Consider the following 20,613-nt stretch of genomic DNA (forward strand, 5'->3'; position numbering starts at 1 on the left):
CCGGCGCCGCCGATCCTGGCTGGTGATCATGGAGTTGGCGGGGTGTTTGATCTCCGTCAAGCCGGTCAACCTCATGATCACCGCTCGCGTGGGGTGGGGCGGGGCAGGGACGGCCTGGTGGGGTCGGTGGGGGTCTACTACCGGGGGTAGGATTGGCTCGTGACTCGGTTGGGCGATCTTGAGCGTGCGGTGATGGACGTGCTGTGGGACGTGGTTCCCGGCACGTCGGACGGCGTGACCGTCCGCGAGGTGGCCGACGCGCTCGATGGCCGTGAGCTGGCGTACACCACCGTGATGACCGTGCTGGACCGGCTCGCCGGCAAGGGCATGGTGCAACGGGAGCGGGAGGGTCGGGCCTGGCGGTACCGTCCGGCGGCCAGCCGCGAGGCGCACATCGCTCAACTCATGCTCGATGCCCTCGACCTGGGTGGCAGCCGGGACGCCGCGCTGGTGCGCTTCGCCCGCTCGGTGACCGGCACCGAGGCCGAGGTGCTGCGAGCGGCCCTCGGCAGCGAGGCCGGCCTGACCGGGCCGGGCTCCACCGGCGGCGACGCGGGCGGGGCCGACGCCCTGACCGACCGGGTGGACGGGCCGGCGGGCCGCCGACCCGCCGGCGAGGCAGCGGAGCGGTAGGGCGCGCGCCATGGCCTACGCCGTGCACTTCGCCGCCACCATGCTGGCCTGCTATCTGACCGCCCAGGTGTTGGCCCGTTCCACCTGGACGTGGCGCAGCCCCCGGGTGGCGATCGTCTGCTGGCAGGCCGTCGGGCTGGCGTTGGGCCTCTCGGCGATGGGCCTGCCGATGGCGCTCGGGTTGAGCGCGTACGACCGGTCGACCGGTAGCGCGCTGCTCGCCCTGGCCAACGACCTCGCCCACGGCGCCCTGCCGATCGGGGTGGGCACGTTCCACCTGGCCGGCGTCGGCGTGGGCTTCGGCATCGGAGCGGTGCTGGTCACGACGACCGTGCGCAGCATCCACGGCACCGTACGCGCCCAGCGTCGCCACCGTGACCTGCTCTCCCTGGTCGCCCGGAACGACCCGGCCGCGCCGGGCGCGCTGGTGCTGGATCATCCGAGCGCCGCCGCGTACTGCCTGCCGGGGGTGAAGCCGCAGGTCGTGGTCAGCGCCGGCACACTGAGCCTGCTGGACCGGGCCGAGCTGGCCGCGGTTCTCAGCCACGAGCGTGCGCACGCCCACGAGCGGCACGACCTGGTGCTGCTCCCGTTCACCGCGCTGTGCCGGGCGCTGCCGTGGTTCGGCTGGGTGCGCGACGCGCACGAGCGGGTCGCCCTGCTGGTCGAGATGCGCGCCGACGACAAGGCCCGTGAGTTGCACGCCGAGGCCCCGCTGGCGGGTGCGCTGCGCCGCTTCGCCGCCGCCGGGCACCGGATCACCCCGGCCGGCGCGCTCGGCATGGGCGACCGGGATCTCGACGTACGGGTGCAGCGGCTGCTGGTCAGCGACCGGCCGCCCCGGGTTCTCGGCGCCACCGCCCTCGCGGTCGCCACCACCCTTGTCGCCCTCCCGGTCACCCTCTTCCTGAGCTGACGCCCACAAGGCACCACTGAGCCCACGCGGCAGAACCACGCGGAGGGCGCTGCCCCGCGCCACGCCCGCGCACCTCGCGCGCCAGCCCTTGCACGTCTGCGCCCGCACTGCGCCCGGCACCCCCTCGCAAGATCGCGCTCGATCCAGGATCGAGGGGCATCCCGGGGCCGCGAGACCACTACATCCAGGATCGAGCGCGATCTCCCCCATGTACTACGTGGCGTAGTAGAGTTTCCTACGACAGGGCGTAGTAGTTCTTACCAGTAGGCAAACTACGTGTAGGGTGGCTACGACAAGGCAGCCAACGCTATGGAGGGCTGGTCATGGACACCCTGCTCCTCGCCCGCCTGCAGTTCGCCACCACCACCTCGATCCATTTCCTGTTCGTGGTCGTCACGCTCGGGCTGGTCACCCTGCTGGTCGGCATGCAGACCGCCTGGGTGCTCACCGGCAACCCGAAGTGGGAGCGACTGACCCGCTACTGGGGCCAGCTCTACGTGATCAACTACGTGCTCGGCATCGCCACCGGGATCGTGATGGAGTTCCAGTTCGGGCTGAACTGGAGCGGCCTGTCGCGCTACGTCGGCAACGTCTTCGGCGCACCGCTGGCCATCGAGACGCTTGTGGCGTTCTTCCTGGAGTCCACGTTCCTCGGGATGTGGATCTTCGGCTGGCACCGGCTCGGCAAGGGCGTCCACCTCGCGTTGCTCTGGGGCGTGGCGATCACCGCGTACGCCTCGGCGTTCTGGATCATGGTGGCCAACTCCTGGCTCCAGAATCCGGTCGGCTACGAGGTCCGCGACGGGATCGCCCACCTCACCGACTTCGGCGCGCTGCTCACCAACCCCAGCCTCGGCATGGCCTTCGGGCACGTGGTCTCGGCGGCGCTGCTGGTCGGCGGGATGCTGATGGCGGCGGTCAGCGCCGGGCACCTGATCCGGCGTACCCCGGACTTCGCGCTCTTCCGCACCTCGCTGCGGATCGGCCTGGTCACCGCGGCACTGGCCATCACGATGGTGCAGGGCTTCGGTTTCGCCCAGTTCGGCCCGGTGGGCGCGGTGCAGCCGACCAAGTTCGGCGGCGACGGCCCGGAGAGCCAGGCGCTGATCGCCGAGTGGACCACGCGGTTCGGCCCCGGCGACTACACCCCGCCGGTGCTGGCCAGCGTCGGGTTGGGCTTCATGATCCTGATCGGTTTCACCCTCGGCTGCGTCTGGCTCCTGCTGCCCCTGCTCTTCCGGGACTGGGTCATCCGACTGCGCTTCCCGCTCTGGCTGATCCTGCTCGGACTGCCGCTGCCGTTCATCGCGGTGATCCTCGGCTGGATCTCCCGGGAGGTCGGCCGTCAACCCTGGGTGGCGTACGGGCTGCTCCCCACCGAGCAGGCCGTCTCCCCGGTCAGCGCACCGCTGATGCTCACCTCGCTGATCGGGTTCAGCCTGCTGCTGGGCACCCTCGCCGTCACCAACTGGGTGCTGCTCGCCCGGCACGCCAGGCGCGGTGCGGCCGACCCGGCGCTCGGCCGTCCGCCGGCACCGCCCAGCGAGCCGGCCCACCCCGAACCCGCCCTCCTCTGAGGAGTAGACCGTGGACCTCGCCTGGTACGCCCTGCTCGGCCTCTTCTTCGCCAGCTACCTGGTGCTCGCCGGCTACGACTACGGCGTCGGGCTGCTGCTCGCCCGCGGCGTCGGCTCGGCTGGGCGGCGGGAGGCGCTCACCGCGCTCGGCCCGTTCTTCCTCGGCAACGAGGTCTGGCTGGTGGCCGCCGTGGGCATCCTCTTCGGCGCGTTCCCCCTGCTGGAGGGCGAGTTGCTCGCCGGCTGCTATCCGGTCGTCGCCGGTGCCCTGGTCGGCGTCATCCTGGTCACCGTCGGCGTACAACTGCGCAGCCGACCCGACGACGAGCGGATCCGGGCCCGCTGGGACCGCGTCGTGATGATCGGCAGCGCCCTCGCCGCGCTGGGCTGGGGTGCGCTGCTCGCCGCGCTGTTGCAGGGCGTACCCCTCCAGGCCGATGGGCACGTCGCCGGTGTGACACACCTGGCCACCCCGTTCGCGGCCGCCGCCGGGCTGGCCATGGTCGCCCTGGTAGCGGTGCACGGAGCGACCTTCCTCACCCTGCGACTGTCGGCCGAGGCCGCCGCCGTGGTCGGTCGTACGGCCCGCCGGCTGGTGCCGGTGGCGCTCACCACTGTCGCCCTGGCCACCGTCGTGGGCCTGCTCTCCGCCCGGGTACGCGACGCCGTGCAGCGGCCGGCGGTGGCCGTACTCCTGCCGGTGCTGCTCGTGGCGGCGCTGCTGGCGGCCCGCGCGGCGCTGACCCGGCGGCGACCGGGGTGGGCTCTGGTCGCCACCGGCGCGGCCCTGGCGCTGCCGGTGGTGCTGGTCGGGGCCGCTCTCTGGCCCTACGTGCTGGTGTCCACGACCGACCCGGACGCCTCGCTGCGGGTGGCCGACGCCGCCGCCAGCGCGCCGACACTGCGGCTGCTGGGCTGGGTGGCGCTGCCGCTACTTCCGGCCCTACTAGGCTTCCAGGCGATGTGCTGGTGGGTTTTCCGAGGACGGACCGACGGTAGGGCACCGGTGTACTGGTGAGCCGCCGTCCGTTCGACCCGCGTCTGCTGCGCCGGGTCCCTGCGGCCCGGGGCGACCTTGCCGTGCTCGCGCTCCTGGGGGTGCTGGCCGCCGGGTTGATCGTGGCGCAGGCCACCGCGCTCGCGTCGCTGCTGGCCACCGCGATCGACGGTCGGCTGGATCGACCGGCGCTGGCCGGCTTCGTGGTCGCGGTCGCCGCCCGCTCGGCCCTGGTCTGGGCGCAGGGCACGGTCTCGGCGCGGGTGGCAGCCACGGTCAAGGCCACGCTGCGGGCCGACCTGCTCGGCGCGGTGGGCCGGCACGGGCCCGGCTGGGTGGCCGGGCAACGGGCCGGTGAGATCGCCACCCTGGCCGGGCGTGGGCTGGACGCGCTGGACGCGTACTTCACCGGGTACCTGCCGCAACTGGTGCTCAGCGTGACGGTGCCCCTGGCGGTGCTGGCCCGGGTCGTCTTCGCCGACTGGAGTTCGGCGGTGATCATCGCGGTGACCCTGCCGCTGATTCCGGTCTTCGGTGCGCTGCTCGGCTGGCAGGCGCAGGCCGCCACCGAACGGCAGTGGCGGCGGCTCGCGCTGCTCGGCGGGCACTTCCTCGACATGGTCGCCGGGCTGCCCACGCTGCGCGCGTTCGGGCGGGCCCGGGCGCAGACCGACGTGGTGCGCCGGATGGCCGACGGTCACCGCGTCGCCACAATGAAGACGCTGCGGATCGCGTTCCTCTCCGCGCTGGTCCTCGAGTTGGTCGCCACCCTCTCGGTGGCGCTGGTCGCGGTGCCGGTCGGCATCCGCCTGCTCGGCGGCGGGCTGGCCCTGCAGACCGCGCTGCTGGTGCTGCTGCTGACCCCGGAGGCGTACCTGCCGCTACGCGCCGCCGGTAGCCGCTTCCACGCCAGCATGGAGGGGCTGGCCGCGCTGGACGAGGCGTTGACGGTCTCCGCCGCACCCACCGCGCCCCGGGCCGCCGAGGGCGCCTCGGTCCCGGACGCTCGGGCCGAGATCCGGTTCGAGGGGGTGACCGTGGCGTACGAGCGGACCACCGCCCTGCGCGACGTGACACTGACCATCCGGCCCGGCGAGCGGATCGCCATCATCGGGCCCAGCGGAGCCGGCAAGAGCACGCTGCTCGGCCTGCTGCTGGGCTTCGTGGTGCCGACCAGCGGCCGGATCACGGTGGACGGGGTCGACCTCGCCACCGCCGACCCGGACGCCTGGCGCCGGCAGCTCGCCTGGGTGCCGCAGCGGGCGCACCTCTTCGCCGCCTCGCTGGCCGACAACATCCGCCTCGGCGCGCCGGACACCCCGGCCGAGGTACTCACCGCCGCGGTGCACGACGCCGCCCTGGACGACGTGGTGGCCGGTCTGCCCGACGGCCTGGACACCCTGCTCGGTGAGCGCGGTCATGGGCTGTCCAGTGGGCAGCGGCAGCGGGTGGCACTGGCCCGGGCGTTCCTGCGCGCCGCCCCGGTGGTGCTGCTCGACGAACCCACCGCCCGACTCGACACGGCGGCCGAGGCGGTGGTGCTCGACGCCACCCGTCGCCTGGTCGCCGGGCGGACGGCGCTGCTGGTGGCGCACCGACCGGCGTTGCTGGCCGACGCCGACCGGATCCTGCGCATCGAGGACGGTCGGGTCACCGAGTTGACGCCCGAACCGACCGGGAAGGCCGCCCGATGACCGCCGAACACGGGCCGGCGGTGGTGGCCGACGCGGCACCGGCCGGGCGGGCCGCCGCCGAGCGGGCCGTGCTGCGACTGGCCCGGCCGTACCTGGGCCGACTGGTCGGAGCCGGGCTGCTCGCGGCCGCCACCGAGTTCGCCGGGCTGGCCCTGATGGCCACCGCCACCTGGCTGCTGATGAGCGCCGCCGGTCAGCCTCCACTGGACCGCCTCACCGTGGCGATCGTCGCGGTCCGGGCGCTGGCGATCAGCCGGGGCGTGTTCCGCTACACCGAACGGCTCGCCGGGCACGACGCGGTGCTCCGCATGATCACCGACGTCCGGGCCCGGGTCTTCGCCACCCTGGCGGCCCGCCGTGGCACGGCGCACCGCTCGGGGGACGTGCTGAGCCGACTGGTCTCCGACGTGGAGGCCGTCCAGGACCTGTTGCTGCGGGTGCTGGTGCCCGCTTCGGCGGCGGCGGTGGTCGGTGTGTCGGCGGTCGCCGTGGCGGCGCTGATCTCGCCACCGGCCGCCGGCGCGCTCGCCGTCGGGCTGCTGGTCGCCGGGGTGGCGCTGCCCGCGTTGGCCACCGCGGTCACCCGCCGCAGCGCGGCCGAGGTGGCCCCCCTGCGGGGTGCGCTGGCCACCGACGCGATCGACCTCACCCACGGCGCGGCCGACCTGGCCGCGTTCGGGGCGACCGACGTCACGCTGCGCGCCGCCGAGCAGCGCGCCCACCGGCTGGCCCGGCTGGAACGTCGGCTGGCGGCCACCGGGTTCGCGGTGGACGCGGCCGGCGTGCTGGCCGCCGGCGTGACCGCCGCAGCGGTGGTGCTGGTCGCGCTCGCCGCCGACGTGCCGGGGGTGCTGGTGGGCGTCCTGGCCGTCGGCACACTGGCCGCCGTCGAGGTGACGCTGGCGTTGGTCGCAGCGGCCCGACAGTGGACGCAGTTGCGGCAGGGCCTGACCCGGGTGGCCGACCTGCTCGACACCGACCCGCCGACCCCGTCGCCCGCGACCGGTCCAACGGACCTGAGCGGCCCGCACGACCTGCGCTTCGTCGACGTGACAGTGCGGTACCGGGCCGGCGCGGCACCCGCCCTGGACGGGGTCAGCCTGGACCTGCCGGCGGGACGCCGGATCGCTGTCGTCGGCCCGAGCGGCGCCGGCAAGAGCACCCTGGCCGCCGTGCTGACCGGCACCGTCCGGCCGGCGTCCGGCCGGGTCACCCTGGACGGTCACGACCTCTCGGCGTACGCCGAGGAGGCGCTGCCGCGCGCGGTCGGCGGGCTGTTGGCCGAGGCGTACGTCTTCCATGCCACGGTGCGGGAGAACCTGCTGCTCGGGCGGGCCGGCGCGGGCGAGGAGGAGCTGACCGCCGCCACCGCCGCCGCCGGCCTGCTGGACTGGGTCCGCGCTCAGCCTGCGGGCTGGGACACACTGGTCGGCGAGGAGGGCGGGCAGCTCTCCGGTGGGCAGCGGCAGCGGCTGGCGCTCGCCCGGGCCCTGCTCGCCGCGCCGCCGGTGCTGGTGCTCGACGAGCCCACCGAAGGTCTGGACCCGACCGCCGCGGACGCGGTGCTCGCGTCCGCCCTCGCCGCCACCCCCGCCGGGCACTCGGTGCTGCTGATCAGCCACCGGCTCAGCGGGCTGGCCGAGCTGGACGAGATCGTGGTCCTGGACGGCGGCCGGGTGATCCAGCGCGGTCGGCACGCCGAGTTGGTCGCGGCCCCGGGCTGGTACCGGGACCAGTGGCTGCTCCAGGCCGCGGCCGAACGGGGTTACCTGGCGCTCGCCCCCTGACCCGACTCGGGGGCGGACCAGGGTTCTCCCGGACGTCGACCGGCCGGAGTCCATGGCAGTGTGGTGCCATGGGGCGCGGTGAGGACGTGATGGTCGACGAGCACCTGCGGGAGCTGGCCGCTCGACTGCAGGGGCCGGCGCGACTCAAGTCCGACCTGCTGACCGAGGCCCGGCACGGCTTGCTGGACGCCGTCGAGGCGTACCGCGAGAGCGGGGTGCCACCCACCGAGGCGCAGCGCCGGGCGGTGGTGGAGTTCGGCTCACCGGCACAGCTGCTCCCGTCCTGGCAGGCCGAGCTGGCGGTGGGCGCCCTGCGTGGGCTCTCCCTGCGGATGCTGGCGATCGCCGGGGTGGGGGTGGTCGCCGGTGATCTGACCTGGCGGGGGTCGAGCTGGAGTGGCGGGCCGCCCCCTCCGGCCGGCTACCGGTTGCTCGCCGCCTCGGTCGACTGGATCTGGATGAGTGCGCTGCTGCTCGCGGTGGCAGGTCTGCTGGTGGTCTGGGCGAGCGCGCGGGCGTCCCGGCCGGGCCTGGCTCTGGCCCAGCGCGCGGTGGGCGCCGCCCTGACCGGCGTGCTGGTCCTCGGCATAGTGGCCGGCAGCGCCCTCTTCACCTGGTCACTCAACCTCTGGGACGCGGCGGCGCACTGGCCACCGATGATCATCGGAGTGGTGTTGGTGGGCGGCGGATACTTCTCGCTGACTCGAGCGGCACGCGGCTGGCTGCTGGCCACCACTCGCTGATCGGCGTCGGATCCGAGCGGGTCAGGCCGGGGTGGGCGGGCTGCCGGGATCGAGGAACCGGCCGACGGTCAGTTGGAACTCGCGCCAACCGGCGCGCTCCCCCGCCAGCGCCCGCCGGCCGGAGTCGGTGAGCTGGTACGTCCGCCGTTCCCGGCCGCTGACAGTGCTCCAGGTGCTCGCCACGTGGCCGGCGCGTTCCAGGCGACGGAGTGCCGGATAGATGGTGCCGGTGGGCAGATCCAGACTGCCGTCACTGCGGGCGCGCAGCGCCTCGATGATCGCGTAGCCGTGCAGCGCGCCCTGTTCGAGCACGGCGAGCAGCAGAGCGTCGAGATGGCCGTGCAGCGCCTGGGCCTTCATACGTAGCTACGCTACTTGTCGAACCGCTGCTTCGCCAGCGGTGACGACCAGCAGGTCGGACCCGTGCGCCAACCGGCCACCGGGGTGCGGGCATCGGTCACCCAGGGCTGCCGACTAGGGTATGTGCCCAGAGTCACTCGCCGGTCAGAGACCCCGGTGGGTGGGCAACCCGAAGCACACGGAGGTCAGCGTGGCCCGCCAGTCGCCCCAACGGCCCGACGCCGACGAGCCCGAGCTCGACGACACCACCGGCGCGGCCGAGCCAGACGAGACCGAGCGCCCGTCGGCGTCGACCGACCGCTCACTCTGGGACGAGCTGCGCATCGACCCAGTGGAGATCGCCCTGCCCGCCGGCACCGGCTTCACGCTCCGGGCGTACCGGCCGGCCAGCTCGCTGACTCCCACCGATGTGACCGAGCGCGACCAGGACGACCCGTTCCTCGCCCGCCGCCAGGCGATCGAGGAGGAGGAGGACGACGAGACCGTCGTCATCCTCGACGAGGAGCTGGCCCAGGAGTTCGCCGACGAGGACGACGAGTCGACGCGCCGCCGGGACAGCGCCGCCACCGCCACCGACGACGAGTCGGACGAGGCCGTCACGGACGAGGCGGACGACGAGGAGGTGCCGGTCTTCCTCAGCCACCGAGGCAAGCTGCTGCTGTTCAAGACCCCCGAGTCGCTTGTCAGTTTCATCCGATCCGGTGCGCCCAACGATCTGTCCCAACTGGACAGCTGGAATGAATTGTCCGAACGGGTGGAGCCGGCAGATATCGCTCCGCTCGACGAGGACACCTACGAGCTCGACCTGGTCGTGGAGAACCTGCGCGGCGGGCACGACACGTGGGATTCGACCCTGCTGATCGAGGCGGGCGAGGCCGCGCGTGACCTCTCGTACGCATTGCGGCTGCCTGCGGTACTCGACATGCTCTCCGCCGGCTCCAGCCTCGACGACCTGGACGAGGCGCTGCGTGGCACCGCCAACGGTGGGATCGGCGCGTTCATGGCTCGGCGACGGCTGAAGAAGATCGGCGCGCAGACCGCAAGTTTGGGTTGGCGCACCATTGTCGGCAAGATCTCTGCGGTGGTGGACTGGCGCGACTGACCCGTACCGGGGAGCATCAGTTGCTGGCAGAGGAAAGACCTGTCCCGGGAGGAGGACGACGCCGTGGCGCTCGTGCGCGTTTACTGCGGTCTGGCCTCGGCGGATCCGGCTGACCGACCGGCCTCCGCCGGTTCGACGCTGACGTCCGCTGTGGTCGACGACGCAGGCCGTCTGCTGCATGTCTGCGAGATCAGCGATGACGCCGCTGGCTACGCCCAGCTCGTCGCGCTGCTCGTGGAGCGGTCGGGCGGGCCGAGCGGTGCGGCCATCGCCGCCGACAGCGACGACCACACGGTCACCTCGCTGCTGAGCGCGGCGGGGCGACCCCTGGCGATCGCCGACGACGACTCGGTGGACGACTTCGCCGAGCGGTTCGCCGACGATGACTCCCTTGAGGAGATGCAGTCACCTCCGGCCGAACGGCAGGCGGTCGGCCTCGCCCGCGCGTTGCAGGCGGGGGCGCTCTCCGCCGTCACCCTGCCGGCGCCCCGGGATCTCGCCGGCTACAAGCAGGTGCTCTCCGCGCACGCCGCGCTGGCAAGTGGCCGACACTCCGCCGCCGTGGCGCTGCGCGAGGTTCTGCGTGAGCTCTACCCGGCGGCCCTGCGCGCATACCCGGACCCAGCCGAGCCGGTCTCCCTGGCCGTGCTGGACGCGCTGCCCGAGCCGGGCATGCTCGGCGGCACCGTGGCCCGGGGCCGCGAGGTGTCGGTCGCGGCGGATGCCATCGCCGCGCACCTCGCCGCCGACGGGGTCGCCGATGCCGAGGAGATCAACGAGGCGGTCACCGCCCTGCGGGTCGCCATCTCCGAGACACCCCGACGTGCCGCGGTCAACCGGGCGCTCACGTCCGCGGTGGCCGAGACGGTCCGCCAGGCCGTCGCCTCCGTACGGGCCTGCGACGCCGGCTGTGAGGCGCTGGTCAGCGCGCTCAGCTCACGGGTCAGCACGCCTGTCCAGGCACCCGGCCGCCGGGCCGCGGCCCGCCGTGGCGAGTCCGTCGGCGAGTTGACCGGCCTGGCCGGCACCAACGCCGGGTTGACCGGCCTGGCCGGCACCAACGCCGGGTTGCGGTCGGTCCGACCCACCCCGGCAGCCGCCGACCCGGCACCCGCTGTCGGGCGGCGCAGCCGTCCCGAGCCGGTCCCCGGTAACGCGCCGTTGGCGTCGCCCCGCCCGCTCGGGCCACCGCCGGTCGCCCCCGCGCCGGTCACGCCGCCGCCGGTCGCACCCGCGCCGATGACTCCGGCAGCGATGGCCGGCCCGCCGGCGTCCACGCTGCCCAGTCGCAGCGAGCCGCTTCCCAGCCGGATCGACGGCCCGACCAACCGGCCCGTCTCCTCGCCGCCGCCTCCGCCGCCCGGGATCACCCCGATCGCGCCGGCGCAGCGCGGCATGGTGCCGCCGGCCGAGGCCGGTGAGCCGTTCCGGCCGACGCTGACCACTGCCGCGATCAACAACGCGCGGGCCGAGCGGCAGCGGACGGTCATTCCGCCCCGCCCCAAGACCAACGGCGAGCCCCGGCCGAGCCACCTGCAACGCCCGGTCGACGAGGCACCCACCGGCGGGTTCAGCGCCACCGATCTCAGCATTCCGGTGCCGACCCCCCGGCCGGGACAGGAGGCCGCACCGCCCGGCTCCCGTGCCAACTGGCCGCTGGTCAACAACCCGGAAGACCCGTCCGACAGCTCACCGAACAACCCGGTGGCCTACTCGTACGGCGGCAGTCGCGGTGTCGACGCCCCGACCGACCCGGGTCGGGCCGACGGTCGGGTCACCCCGCCGTGGTTGGCGGACGACCTGCCACCGGAGCCGCCGATGCTGCGGCTGGTGGAGCCGCCGCCGCTGGCCGACCGGGCGCTGCGCGAGGGGCTCAGCCCTCCCGCGGACCAGCACCTGGAGACGCCACCGCTGCGCCTTGTCGACCGCGAGCAGGCCGCTCGCAACGGTCGGGCGGCCGCCCGTACCGAGCGCGCCGCCGAGCACCGGCCGTCGCCCCCGGTCGAGCACCGGCCACCGCCGATGGAGCACCGGCCGCCACCGGTCGCCGACGAGGGCGACGGCGACCTGCTGATCTTCGCGCAGGCCAAGTCGGCCTGGTTCGTCGGGCAGCCCGAGGAGTCCGACCTGGACTGGTCGACCACGGCCGACACCGGCTGGCAGGCCGCGGAGCAGGCCGCCCGCCCGGCGGTGGGCGCCGAGACCAACGCCGGGCTGCCGAAGCGCGTGCCGCAGGCCAACCTGGTGCCGGGTTCGCCGCTGCGCGAGGAGCGCCCATTGCGGATAGTGCGTGATGCGGCAAGCCTCGCGGAGAACACGACCGGCTACTTCCGTGGCTGGCGTCGCGGCCAGGAGATCGGCGGTTTCGCGGTGGGTGGCCGGCCAGGTCGCGAGGCGGCCGGCGGTTGGGACTTCAGCCGCGACCACGGGGACCGCGACGACGACCGGGAGTACGAGTACCGCTCGGCGGGCTACCAGTCCTGATCCTCTTCTCACACGCGGAAGCGCCCCCAGCCAACTGGCTGGGGGCGCTTCCGCGTCAGCAGGGCGATCCCCCGGGCACGCAGAAGCCGCCTCGCGAGGACCGTGGGCGGCCTTGCCCCGGGAAGGGGCTGACAGCTTCCAGGTCGTCAGGAGGCGGCTCGGCGGCGCGCTGGCTCGTCCGAGCGACGAACCGGCGCGGAGGCACTCACCGGGGCGGCTGGCAGCGCCCGGTGGCGGCCGGAGCCACCACCGGGGCGTGCAGCGTCCCGGATCAGGCCGGGGCGACGGCGCGCGTACGGCGCATGGTCAGCACGTACTCGACCAGCGAGATCAGCACGTGCTTCGTCGACTCCCGGTTACGGGCGTCGCAGGCCACCACCGGCACGTCGCTCGAGATCGCCAAGGCGTCCCGGACGTCCTGCGGGTCGTGGTACTGCATTCCGTCGAAGCAGTTGATCGCCACCAGGTACGGCAGGCGTCGGTGCTCGAAGAAGTCGATCGCCGCGAAGCAGTCGGCCAGCCGGCGGGTGTCCACCAGCACGACCGCACCGATCGCACCCCGCACCAGTTCGTCCCACATGAACCAGAAACGGGTCTGACCCGGCGTACCGAACAGGTACAGAATCAGGTCACGGTCGATCGAGATCCGGCCGAAGTCCATGGCCACCGTGGTCGTCGTCTTGCCCGGCACCTGCCGGGTGTCGTCGACGCCCACGCCAGCGGAGGCCATGATGGCCTCGGTGGTCAGCGGCGTGATCTCCGAGACCGAGCCGACCAGCGTCGTCTTACCGACGCCGAATCCACCGGCGATAACGATCTTCGCCGACGTCACGCGGCCGCTCGGGTTCGGCGGGCGGTGCGACATGTCAGAGCCTGCGAAGTCCACTCAGCACCCTCTCCAGCAGTTCAGTGCCCACCGCGTCGTCGGAGTCGTCCAAAATGGTCGGCTCGTGGACCGCGACCAGGCCGTCCGTCGCCATGTCGGCGATGAGCACCCGGGCCACACCGAGCGGGAGCTGCATCCGCGCCGCGATCTCCGCGAGCGATTGCACGCGTCCGTCACACAGCGCGGCGATGTACTGGTGTTCGCGGCCCTGGCCGCCATTGCCATTGGCAAGGGCCCGGCCGCGCACCGTCGTCTCGACGAGCGCCTCCAGCGCGATGTCGAGCCGGGGACGGGTGCGACCACGGGTCACGGCGTATGGACGGACCAACGCTCCGGTTGGTTCGTCACGATCGGCCATCTCGCCGCTCACCTCCTTCGCACCCGTTACCGGCTCCCACCGGTGAAACCCGTCGTTGTCGTTTTTGCAGTCGTGCCGACCTCACGATCGGCGAGACGTCAGCCCAGCATGCCCGCAGCCGCACGCGGCTGCGGGGTCAGTGCGTCGCCCACCCGGTCGACCAGCAGCGCCATCTCGTAGCCAACCTGGCCCACGTCGGAGCTGCGGGCTGCCAGCACGGCGAAGGACGAGCCGTCCGAGATGGACATCAGGAACAGGAAGCCATTGTCCATCTCCACGACGGTCTGCAACACCGCGCCTCCCTCGAAGCAGCGTGCTGCCCCCTGGGTCAGGCTGACCAGACCCGATGAGATCGCGGCGAGCTGGTCTGCCCGGTCGCGCGGCAGATCCCGTGACGACGCGAGGAGTAGGCCGTCCGCCGATACGGCGACCGCATGCGCGACGCCGGGTACCCGGTCGGCGAAGTTGGCCAGCAGCCAACCAAGATCCTGCGTAGTTGTCATCCTTCTTGCTCCTTCTGCCCGCTCCCGGCCACCGGGCCTGAGCCAGACTGCGAGGATTGCCCTCCCGGAGTCGCCTCCGGGCTGGTCGGGTTGTCCGAGGTGCTACGCCCTCGCTGCACGCCCCGGTGGTAGGCGGAGAGCAGGCCACGGACCGCCTCCGGGGAGCGCCGCTGGACCGAGGTGGTGGGCTTCTCTACCGCACCGGGCACCAGCTGCGCCATCGGCTTGCGCTTCGGCAGACCGGTCGTGGTGGTCTCGCTCACCGGCGCCGCGCCGGCCGCCGCGGAAGCAGCACGCCAGCCGTCGTCGGCGGCGGTCTGCCAGCCGTTGCTCTGCGGTGGTTGGGGCCGGCGGTTCGGCAGGCTCTCGGCGAGGCTCGGGCGGGTGCCCTCGTTCGCTGTGGAGCCGTTGTCCCGCGGCGCTCCTCCGACCGTCGGAGTGTCTGCCATCGGTGTGTTACCTGTCGTCCCGGGTGGTGTCTTGTGGACTGCCCGACCGGTGGCCTCGACCGTGGCGAACTGCTGGGTCGCGGAGTCGCCGTTCGTCGCTGGCTGTGCGCCGGCCGCGGTCTCCTCGGAGCCCGGGCGACGGGTACGGAACCAGGCTGACTCGAGCTCCCGGAAGATCGGCAGCTCCATCGTCTCATCCGCGTACCGCTGACGGTTCTGCGCCTGCGGCTGCTGCGGGGCCGGCCGAGTCTGCGGCGCTGGCCGAGTCTGCGGAGCCGGAGCCGGCGCTGCCGCCGGGGTCGCCGCAGGAGCCTGAGGCTGGGCTGCGGCCGGCTGCTCGCCGGGTCGCGGCACCCGCGGCAGCTCCGTCGTCATGTCCAGCGCGGCGGCGAGCCGCTCGGGCACCGGCGGGGTGGCCGTGTCGCGGTCGCTACCGGGCACCGGCGGCCAGGCCGGCGGCGCCGGGGCGTTGGGTGCCTGCGCGGGCGGGGCGGATCGGGGCGCGAAGCCGCTGAACGACTGACTGGAGGCCGGCGGCGCCGAGTACGGCTGGTTCGAGTACGGCTGACCGGACGCCGGCGAGGCCGAGACGGGCGACGCGGACACCGGTGGACCGGCGTACGGCTGCCCGGAGGCCGGAGCGGCGGACACTGGCGCGCCGCCGTACGGCGCACCCGAGTAGGGCTGCCCGGAGTACGGCTGACCGGAGGCCGGCGTGGCGGAGACCGGCGCACCGGAGTACGGCTGCGCGGAGACCGGCGGCGCCGAGTACGGGTGCGCCTCGGGGCTGCTCGGCAGCTGACGCGGAATGGACGGCTGCTGGCCGGTGGTCGGGGTCTCGTCCCCGGCCCGGCGCTGCGGCAGCGGGTCGGTGCCCTGGCCGTTGGCCGACCGGGGGGTGAAGCCGTCGCCGCCGTTGACGCCGTTCGTCCCGGCCGCGCCGGTCAGATCGGACCAGGCCGGCATCGACCGGTACGCGCCGCCGTTGGCGGGGGTGCCGGCACCGTTGCGCGTCGCGGGGTCGAACGGTCGACCGCCCAGGGTGACCTGGTTGCCGGACTCGCTCGGGCGAGGGCCGTTGCCCAGCGCGGGCAGCGCGCCGAAGACCGGCGCGGGCCCATTGGACTGCGGACCACCGAACTGCGGAGCACCGGCCGCCGGCAGCGCCGGAGGCTGCTGCACCCGACCGGAGAGCGCCCGGGGCACCAGCACCGAGGTGGGCAGGGTCACGTCGGCGACCGTGCCGCGATCGTTGCCGGGGCGCAGCTCGACACGGACACCGTGTCGGGACGCCAGCCGGGCGACCACGACGAGGCCCATCATCCGGGACACTGCCACGTCCACCTGCGGCGGCGTCGCGAGCCGCTCGTTGAGGTCGTGCAACTGCTCGGCGCTGATGCCGATACCGCGGTCCTCGACGTACAGCGAGGAGCGGTCGCCGACACGCCGGGCCTCGACCATGACCTGCGAGTCGGGCGGGGAGAACGCGGTCGCGTTGTCGAACAGCTCCGCGACGAGGTGCACCAGGTCGTTGACCGCGTGCGCGGCGACCTCGATGTCGCGGTCGATGACACCGAACTCGATCCGGGTGTAGTGCTCGACCTCGGACTGCGCGGCGCGCAGCACGTCGATGAGGGCGGCCGGCTCACGCTGCACACGGGTGGAGTCGGCACCGGCGAGCACCAGCAGGTTCTCGTCGTTACGGCGCATCCGGGTGGCCAGGTGGTCGAGCTGGAACAGCTCGGCCAGCCGGTCCGGGTCCTCCTCGCCGCGCTCCAGCCGGTCGAGGTGCCCGATGAGGCGGTCGACCAGGATCTGGGAACGACGGGCCAGGTTGACGAACATGGTCGCGACGGAGGCACGCAGTGCCGCCTGCTCGGCGGCCGTACGGACGGCTTCCAGGTGGACGGCGTTGAACGCCTCGGTCACCTGGCCGAACTCGTCCTTGCTGCGCACCGGCAGCGGTTCGGCGATCTGGTTGGCCAGCTGCACCGGGGAGAGCTGCCCGACGACCTGCGGGTCGCGCAGACGGGCCACCGCCTGTGGCAGGCCGTACTGGGCCACGGAGAGCGCGCCCTGCCGCAGCTCACGGAGTGAGCGGGCCATCGAGCGGGCCACCAGGTAGGCGAAGAGGATCGCCAGCAGCAGCATGCTGAGCAGCAGGCCGGTCTCCAGGAAGACCTGGCGCTGCACGTCAGAGCGGAGGGTGTCGGCCTGGTTGACCACTTCACTGTCGAGCTTCCGCTCGACGGTGCGGATCAGCTTGGCGTTGGCCGTCATGGCGGCTTCCCACTGGTCCGGGCCGAACGGCGCACCGCGCATGTTGCCGGTGGTGTTGCCGTCGATCCAGCCGGTGTAGTTCTGTGCCTGCCGACGGTCGCCGCCCGCGACGGTCTGGTCGTGGAACTTCGCGTCGTCCGGGGTGGCGACGGCCTTGAAGCTCTGCAGGGCCTGCTGCTGGCCGGTGTCACTGGCGACGTAGTCCCTGCGCAGTGCCGGGGTCAGGCGCTGTCCGCCCTTCACGCCCAGCGCGCGGTGCACCACAACCCGGCGTACGGCGAGGAACTCCTTCTCCCGGGCGACCGCCGCGGCGGCGCGCATCCGGTCGCTGAGTTGGTTGTCACCGGCGAGCTGCGTGGACGAGTCGCGGATGGCGAGCAGGTCACTGATCAGACCCTCGTACGCCTGCACGGTCTCGGTGAGAGCGAGCTTTCCGTTGAACACCTGGCTGCGGACGCCCGACAGGTCCTGCAGGTTCTGGTCGATGCTGTCGAGCAGGCTCTCCAGGCTGCCCGGCAGGTCCTCGATCTCGGTCCGCTGCTGCCGGTAGGGGATCGCATCCTGATCCACCCGGGAGTTCACCCGGTTGTAGGCCTCCTGGTACTGCGCCGTCGGCTGCGTCCCGTCCGCGCCCAGCAGCAGCACGGCGGCGGTCCGCTCGTCCTGCAGGCTGTCGACCAGGTCACCTGAATAGCTCGACAGATTCGCCAGGTCGCCAGCTCGGTTGGCATTGTTGAGCGTCTCCACGTGGTCGATGAGACCACTGGTGCCCACCACGACCGTGGCGATGGTCGGCACGATCATGATGAGACCGAGCTTGGACCAGATCGGCATGTCCCGGAGCCGGCTGGCCGGCCGGCGCAGCCGCGACAGGAAGGAGCCCGCCGTCTTTGGCCGTTTGCTCACGTCACCGCCCTCGCGATTACAGCTTGAACGCGTTGCCCCGGGCAACGCCCAGCGACCGACCCGGCGGGTCGGACCCCCGAGATTCCATCACGCCGGTCGACAAGAAGAAAGCCCAGGTTGTCCCAGACCGAAGGTGTGATGAGATGTTGATGCGATTTGATAGCAGTCTGTCTGGCCGGAGTAACTGAAGGTAATGGAACATCCGCACCGAGTTGTCCTACTGGCCGGCCCATCGGGGTCCGGAAAGTCGTACATAGCGCAGCAAACCGGCTTGCCGGTGCTCTGCTTGGACGACTTCTACAAAGACGGCGATGACCCTACGTTGCCGAGACGAAACGGCCAGGTGGATTGGGAATCGCCGCACTCCTGGGACGCCCCCAGTGCGGTGGAAATCATTGCCCAACTTGCCCGCGAGGGCCGAGCCGATGTGCCGGTTTATGCGATCGGTGCCGATCGACGGGTGGCCACCCGGCCATTTGATGTCGCCGGATCGCCACTTTTCGTGGCCGAAGGGATCTTCGCCGCCGAGATTGTCGAGGAGTGCCGTCGCCGCGGCCTGCTCGCCGGGGCGTACGCGCTGCGCCGCCCGCGCGGGGCCACCTTCCTGCGCCGACTGGCCCGCGACCTGTCCGAGCAGCGCAAGGCGCCTCGGGTGCTGATTCGGCGCGGGGTGGCGCTGCTGCGGGCCGAGCCCGCGGTGCTGCGCCGGCAGATGGGCCTCGGCGCGGAGGCGGCCCGGGCCCGGGAGGTGCTGCGCCGGGTGGCCGGGCTGCTCGCCGGCCACCCACATGGCTGAGCTCAGGCCATCAACTTCGCGTACGCCGGCTTGATCACGTCATCAATGATCCGCAGCCGCTCGTCGAACGGGATGAAGGCGCTCTTCATCGCATTGATGGTGAACCACTGCAACTCTTTCCAGCCGTAGCCGAACGTCTCCACCAGCAGCGACATCTCCCGCGACATCGAGGTGCCGCTCATCAACCGGTTGTCGGTGTTGACCGTCGCCCGGAAACGCAGGTCCCGCAGCAGGCCGATCGGGTGGTCCGCGATCGAGCCCACCGCACCGGTCTGCACGTTCGACGAGGGGCACAGCTCCAGGGGGATCCGCTTGTCCCGGACGTACGCGGCCAGTCGGCCGAGCGAGCCGTCGGGGGCGATGTCGTCGACGATCCGTACCCCGTGGCCGAGCCGGTCCGCCCCGCACCACTGGATCGCCTGCCAGATCGACGGCAGACCGAACGCCTCGCCGGCGTGGATGGTGAAGTGGAAGTTCTCCCGCTGGAGGTACTCGAAGGCGTCCAGGTGCCGGGTGGGCGGAAAGCCCGCCTCTGCGCCGGCGATGTCGAAGCCGACCACCCCGGCATCCCGGTGTCGCACGGCCAGCTCGGCGATCTCCTGGGAACGGGCGGCGTGCCGCATCGCGGTGAGCAGGGTGCCCACCCGGATGGTCAGGCCCGCCTCGACCGCCTGGGCGGTGCCCTCGGCGAACCCGGCCAGCACCGCCTCGACCACCTCGTCCAGGCTGAGGTCCCGTTCCAGGTGCTGCTCCGGGGCGAAACGCACCTCGGCGTAGACCACGCCGTCGGCGGCCAGGTCGAGGGCGCACTCGCGGGCCACCCGACGCAGCGCGGGAGCGGTCTGCATGACCGCCACGGTGTGCGCGAACGTCTCGAGGTAGCGCTCCAGGGAACCGGAGTCCGCCGCGTCCGCGAACCAGCGTCCGAGCGCCTCCGGGTCGGTGGTGGGCAGTTCGTGGCCCACCTCGGCGGCCAGGTCGACGATCGTCGCCGGCCTCAGCCCGCCGTCGAGGTGGTCGTGCAGCAGCGCCTTCGGGACCTTGACGATGTCCTCGTACCGGATAGTTGCGACCATGCTCAGACCCTAGTCAGCGGCCTGGGCGGACCGGTACGGGACCGGCCGGGCGTCACGGCCGCCAGCCGTACACCCGGTGCACGTCGAGGCGGATCACGAGCCGTCCGTCGGCGACCATGGCGGCGCGGTAGTCCGCCCAGTCCGGGTGGTCGCCGCGAATCCGGCGGTAGACCTCGACCAGTTCGTCGACCGTCTCGTCGGTGGTGGCCACGGCCGGCTCGCTGAGCGTCACGACCCCCTCCGCCACCGCGTACGCGCCGCCGTCCGGCGTGCTCACGTGGAAGCTGGCCCGGGGATCGCGGCGCAGGTTGCGCACCTTCGCCCGGTCCCCGGTGGTGGAGCAGCGGATCAACCCCGACTCGGCCAGGTAGTCGAGGTTGGACAGCTGGGGCCGCCCGTCCCGGCGCACTGTGACCAGCACTCCGCGCCCCCGCTGACCGAACAGCTCCCACAGTCGATCGCCCGCAGCGTCGGTCGTCGCACTCGGCCGCTGGAGGGAATTGGTTGACATGTCATCGAATCTAGAGCCAGATCGATGACATGTCAACGAAAGCGTTAGACTCGGCTGATGGACGCACCCCGGTGGCTGGACGAACGGGAGGACCGCGCCTGGCGCGGCTACCGCCGGATGCGGCGACTGCTCGACCTGGAGCTGGCCCGGGAGCTGACCCAGGACGCCGGCCTCTCCGAGCCGGACTACGACGTGCTGTCCGACCTCTCCGAGACACCCCAGGGGCGCCTGCGCCTCAGCGAGCTGGCGCACCGGATGCTGTGGTCACGTAGCCGGCTCTCCCACCACCTGAGCCGGATGCAGCAGCGTGGCCTGGTGACCCGCGAGGAGTGCGCCGACGATGCCCGCGGCTCGATCGTCGTGCTCACCCCGGCGGGCCGGCAGGCCATCGAGTCCGCCGCCCCCGGGCACGTGGCCGCCGTCCGCCGGCACCTGATCGACCTGCTCACCCCCGCGGAGGTCGACGCCCTCGGTGCGCTCACCCACCGGGTGGTCGACCACCTCGCCGACCCGGGCCTGCGGGCCACCCGGCCGCAGCCCACAGCGGAGGCCTGA

At 72.8% G+C, this 20,613-nt stretch carries 18 protein-coding genes; 11 read left to right on the forward strand and 7 right to left on the reverse strand.

Features of this window, described 5'->3' with window-relative positions:
• Positions 1–159: 159 nt before the first annotated feature.
• The 7 genes from GA0070561_RS02850 (at position 160) to GA0070561_RS02880 (ending at position 8,347) form a co-directional block, all read left to right on the forward strand.
• Positions 160–633, forward strand: coding sequence for a BlaI/MecI/CopY family transcriptional regulator (locus GA0070561_RS02850; protein WP_091394501.1), 474 nt, complete (start codon positions 160–162; stop codon positions 631–633).
• Positions 634–643: 10 nt separating this feature from the next.
• A complete protein-coding gene (locus GA0070561_RS02855; protein WP_091394505.1) occupies positions 644–1,549 on the forward strand; it encodes a M56 family metallopeptidase in 906 nt (301 codons plus the stop codon).
• Between the two features lie 323 nt (positions 1,550–1,872).
• On the forward strand, positions 1,873–3,126 hold the full coding sequence (locus GA0070561_RS02860) for a cytochrome ubiquinol oxidase subunit I (protein ID WP_091394507.1): 1,254 nt from the start codon (positions 1,873–1,875) through the stop codon (positions 3,124–3,126).
• A 10-nt stretch (positions 3,127–3,136) separates the two neighbouring features.
• The gene (locus GA0070561_RS02865; protein ID WP_091394511.1) at positions 3,137–4,144 is read left to right on the forward strand and encodes a cytochrome d ubiquinol oxidase subunit II; all 1,008 of its coding nucleotides are present in this window, start codon (positions 3,137–3,139) and stop codon (positions 4,142–4,144) included.
• On the forward strand, positions 4,141–5,817 hold the full coding sequence (cydD, locus tag GA0070561_RS02870) for a thiol reductant ABC exporter subunit CydD (RefSeq protein ID WP_091394514.1): 1,677 nt from the start codon (positions 4,141–4,143) through the stop codon (positions 5,815–5,817). The genes GA0070561_RS02865 and cydD overlap by 4 nt, the downstream gene beginning before the upstream one ends.
• Complete coding sequence (gene cydC / locus GA0070561_RS02875) at positions 5,814–7,604, forward strand: thiol reductant ABC exporter subunit CydC (RefSeq protein WP_091394517.1); 1,791 nt, start codon at positions 5,814–5,816, stop codon at positions 7,602–7,604. The genes cydD and cydC overlap by 4 nt, the downstream gene beginning before the upstream one ends.
• Positions 7,605–7,672: 68 nt before the next feature.
• A complete protein-coding gene (locus tag GA0070561_RS02880) occupies positions 7,673–8,347 on the forward strand; it encodes a permease prefix domain 1-containing protein (protein ID WP_091394521.1) in 675 nt (224 codons plus the stop codon).
• Between the two features lie 21 nt (positions 8,348–8,368).
• Here the strand turns inward: GA0070561_RS02880 and GA0070561_RS02885 are convergent, their stop codons facing one another.
• Positions 8,369–8,707, reverse strand: coding sequence for a PadR family transcriptional regulator (locus GA0070561_RS02885; RefSeq protein WP_091394524.1), 339 nt, complete (start codon positions 8,705–8,707; stop codon positions 8,369–8,371).
• A gap of 160 nt (positions 8,708–8,867) precedes the next feature.
• Between GA0070561_RS02885 and GA0070561_RS02890 the strand changes: the two genes are divergently transcribed.
• Positions 8,868–9,809 carry a DNA primase gene (locus GA0070561_RS02890; protein ID WP_091394528.1) on the forward strand — a complete coding sequence of 314 codons (942 nt, stop codon included), beginning with the start codon at positions 8,868–8,870 and terminating at the stop codon, positions 9,807–9,809.
• Positions 9,810–9,848: 39 nt separating this feature from the next.
• On the forward strand, positions 9,849–12,293 hold the full coding sequence (locus tag GA0070561_RS02895) for a transposase (RefSeq protein WP_091394531.1): 2,445 nt from the start codon (positions 9,849–9,851) through the stop codon (positions 12,291–12,293).
• 271 nt (positions 12,294–12,564) lie between these two features.
• Here GA0070561_RS02895 and GA0070561_RS02900 read toward each other — a convergent pair whose 3' ends face one another.
• The 4 genes from GA0070561_RS02900 to GA0070561_RS02915 all read right to left on the reverse strand — a co-directional run bounded on the left by GA0070561_RS02900 (position 12,565) and on the right by GA0070561_RS02915 (position 17,675).
• Entirely contained in the window at positions 12,565–13,158 is a 594-nt protein-coding gene (locus GA0070561_RS02900; protein ID WP_091394534.1) for a GTP-binding protein, read from the reverse strand.
• A gap of 1 nt (position 13,159) precedes the next feature.
• The gene (locus GA0070561_RS02905) at positions 13,160–13,537 is read right to left on the reverse strand and encodes a DUF742 domain-containing protein (protein ID WP_091397239.1); all 378 of its coding nucleotides are present in this window, start codon (positions 13,535–13,537) and stop codon (positions 13,160–13,162) included.
• Between the two features lie 98 nt (positions 13,538–13,635).
• Positions 13,636–14,040: a roadblock/LC7 domain-containing protein gene (locus GA0070561_RS02910; protein WP_030329023.1), complete on the reverse strand. Its 405-nt coding sequence runs from the start codon at positions 14,038–14,040 to the stop codon at positions 13,636–13,638.
• On the reverse strand, positions 14,037–17,675 hold the full coding sequence (locus tag GA0070561_RS02915; protein WP_091394538.1) for a sensor histidine kinase: 3,639 nt from the start codon (positions 17,673–17,675) through the stop codon (positions 14,037–14,039). Before GA0070561_RS02915 ends, GA0070561_RS02910 begins: the two co-directional genes overlap by 4 nt.
• A 502-nt stretch (positions 17,676–18,177) precedes the next feature.
• Between GA0070561_RS02915 and GA0070561_RS34025 the strand changes: the two genes are divergently transcribed.
• Positions 18,178–18,471, forward strand: coding sequence for a hypothetical protein (locus GA0070561_RS34025; RefSeq protein WP_238410792.1), 294 nt, complete (start codon positions 18,178–18,180; stop codon positions 18,469–18,471).
• Positions 18,472–18,473: 2 nt separating this feature from the next.
• On the opposite strand, the gene GA0070561_RS02925 is transcribed toward GA0070561_RS34025, so the two are convergent.
• Positions 18,474–19,547, reverse strand: coding sequence for an adenosine deaminase (locus GA0070561_RS02925; RefSeq protein ID WP_091394545.1), 1,074 nt, complete (start codon positions 19,545–19,547; stop codon positions 18,474–18,476).
• 52 nt (positions 19,548–19,599) lie between these two features.
• Positions 19,600–20,058 carry a PPOX class F420-dependent oxidoreductase gene (locus GA0070561_RS02930; RefSeq protein WP_091394548.1) on the reverse strand — a complete coding sequence of 153 codons (459 nt, stop codon included), beginning with the start codon at positions 20,056–20,058 and terminating at the stop codon, positions 19,600–19,602.
• A 57-nt stretch (positions 20,059–20,115) separates the two neighbouring features.
• On the opposite strand from GA0070561_RS02930, the gene GA0070561_RS02935 reads away from it, so the two are divergent.
• Positions 20,116–20,613, forward strand: coding sequence for a MarR family winged helix-turn-helix transcriptional regulator (locus tag GA0070561_RS02935; RefSeq protein WP_091394551.1), 498 nt, complete (start codon positions 20,116–20,118; stop codon positions 20,611–20,613).

Source organism: Micromonospora saelicesensis (assembly GCF_900091575.1).
Classification (GTDB): domain Bacteria; phylum Actinomycetota; class Actinomycetes; order Mycobacteriales; family Micromonosporaceae; genus Micromonospora; species Micromonospora saelicesensis.